Source organism: Deltaproteobacteria bacterium, from assembly GCA_016875395.1.
Lineage (GTDB): Bacteria > Myxococcota_A > UBA9160 > UBA9160 > UBA6930 > VGRF01.
In genome coordinates, this window is record VGRF01000075.1 from 1 (window position 1) to 1,771 (window position 1,771).

Below are 1,771 nucleotides of genomic sequence, written 5' to 3' on the forward strand. Positions count from 1 at the left end.
TCCATCCGTCGCCATCGCGCTCGCGTTCGGCGTCAAGAGCTGCGGCCGCGGTCGCGAAGGGGCCGAAGGGTACTACCTCCCAATATTGCTGACCTGGCGACGCGCCGCGCCGTAGCGCTAGGTCGCTTGCGACGCGCACCTCGCGCATCTTGTCAGCCTGCCGTCGCAGCCACTCGGGGCTTCGGCGCCCATCGTACCGTGCGTCGCCCCAGCCTGGGACCGGGGCCGCCCCGGCGTCGAGCTCCGCGCAACGCGGGCAGCCCTCGACGCGGTGGCCCCACGCGACGCGATGAGTGTGCTTGGTCGTCACTCTCTCTCCTTCTCGCTTCGGGCCTCTTCTTCGGTAGTGAACGAAATGGCGTAGCCTGCGAGTAGCCACAACTCCGCCGTGCGAATGGCGTTCAGCTTCGAGCGCTTCCAGGGCGACCACTGCGCCGAGCCGCGCCCTCGCATCGTGAAGCGCCCATCGCGCGCGAAGATGATTCGCCCGGACTTGCTCTCGCCCACCATTACCTCATCCGTCATTTCTCTCTCCTGCGCGGCGGAATTGCCGCTTGCGCGCTGATCCGCCGTTGGTTGGTTGAGTTCAGCCTGCCTCATCAGCGCCGGGTGGCTATTCCGGCGGACGCCCGCGAGGGGCGTTTCGGCTAGCGGCGTGCGCCGTGCGTAGCGATGGTGACGCTGCGAATGAGCACGAGCGCGGCGGCGCGGATTTCGTCGGCCTCGTCGGGGTGTGCATCTTGCTTCGAGGCGAGCGCATTCAGCAGCGAGCGGACGCCTACGATCACGTCAAAAACCTCTTGTTTCATCTTGCCGCCGCTCTGCTCGAAGTAGTTGCACAGATCCGAAACGAGTTGCGCGTCGCGCGGGCCCGCGGCCAATAGCGCGCGGTAGTGGTACTGCACGTCGTCCATTTGTCTGCTCTCCCTCGCGGCGGAATTGCCGCTCTATGCGCGCTGATCCGCGCTTGCATCGCCCAGGGATGCCTGAGCGATGGCAGCGAGGCTCGGTGCGTCAGCAATCGTTCCAGCGACTCCACCTCTTGCAGCCGCAATGCGCCGGGCAGAGCGCGCGAAGCGCGGCATGGTCGCGCGAGTCCGCGAACATCTCGGAAGGCGCACCTTCCGGCGCACCGATGCTCCGGCGACCTCGGCGGCAGAAGTACCCCATGCGCTCGATGCGCTCGATGGTCGCCTCGATGCCATCGGGGCCGATCTCGGCAGCATGCCAGTTGCCGCGCAGCGTGCCGCCGTTGTAGTAGTAGATCACGTCATAGTTCATCTCTTGCTCCCCTTTCGCGGCGTGATTGCCGCTTGCGCGCTGATCCGCGCTTGCATCGCCCACGGGTTACGTGAGCGATGGCAGCGAGGCTCGGTGCGTCAGTCGAGAAGCGCCCAGCCGACATCGGCAAGAGCTTCGGCCTCAGTCTCGAATGGACCAAAAGGCTCGGAATCCGGCAAGCATCCCGGGAAGCATGCTTGCCAGTACCAGCCGCGCGTGAACCGTTGGTTGGTTGAGGACACGTAGAACGTCTCCACGTCAGGTAGCGCGTGGGGATCGGCGGCGCGGGTTTCGTCGCTGTAGTGCTGGGCCATTCTTCTCTCTCCTCGCGGCGGAATTGCCGCATGCCCACCATAGCACAGGAACGTGCTGCGCAATACTGCGGAGCAATGTTTTTTTGGGCTTCCGCCGTCGCCTCGCGCTTTCCCGCCGGGCCCCGCCGGGCCCCTGCCACTCCCTCCGAAGCTCGCGAGCTCCGAGGCCCTCGAGG

Annotated in this window: 4 protein-coding genes and 1 other RNA gene; all 5 read right to left on the reverse strand. The window is 66.0% G+C overall.

Going from position 1 to position 1,771, the window contains the following annotated elements; all coding sequences use genetic code 11:
• Positions 1-306 precede the first annotated feature (306 nt).
• The gene (locus FJ091_22135; GenBank protein MBM4386049.1) at positions 307-600 is read right to left on the reverse strand and encodes a hypothetical protein; all 294 of its coding nucleotides are present in this window, start codon (positions 598-600) and stop codon (positions 307-309) included.
• An RNA gene (locus FJ091_22140) (hammerhead ribozyme type II) lies at positions 586-649 on the reverse strand. Before FJ091_22140 ends, FJ091_22135 begins: the two co-directional genes overlap by 15 nt.
• Positions 648-914 carry a hypothetical protein gene (locus FJ091_22145; protein ID MBM4386050.1) on the reverse strand — a complete coding sequence of 89 codons (267 nt, stop codon included), beginning with the start codon at positions 912-914 and terminating at the stop codon, positions 648-650. The genes FJ091_22140 and FJ091_22145 overlap by 2 nt, the downstream gene beginning before the upstream one ends.
• A gap of 100 nt (positions 915-1,014) precedes the next feature.
• Positions 1,015-1,281, reverse strand: coding sequence for a hypothetical protein (locus FJ091_22150; GenBank protein ID MBM4386051.1), 267 nt, complete (start codon positions 1,279-1,281; stop codon positions 1,015-1,017).
• A gap of 98 nt (positions 1,282-1,379) precedes the next feature.
• Entirely contained in the window at positions 1,380-1,595 is a 216-nt protein-coding gene (locus tag FJ091_22155) for a hypothetical protein (GenBank protein ID MBM4386052.1), read from the reverse strand.
• Between the last annotated feature and the right edge of the window lie 176 nt (positions 1,596-1,771).

Excerpts from the sequence above, each read along its gene's own strand:
- FJ091_22135 (MBM4386049.1), bottom strand. The coding sequence starts at position 600 with ATGAGGCAGGCTGAACTCAACCAACCAACGGCGGATCAGCGCGCAAGC.
- FJ091_22145 (MBM4386050.1), bottom strand. The coding sequence starts at position 914 with ATGGACGACGTGCAGTACCACTACCGCGCGCTATTGGCCGCGGGCCCG.
- FJ091_22150 (MBM4386051.1), bottom strand. The coding sequence starts at position 1,281 with ATGAACTATGACGTGATCTACTACTACAACGGCGGCACGCTGCGCGGC.
- FJ091_22155 (MBM4386052.1), bottom strand. The coding sequence starts at position 1,595 with ATGGCCCAGCACTACAGCGACGAAACCCGCGCCGCCGATCCCCACGCG.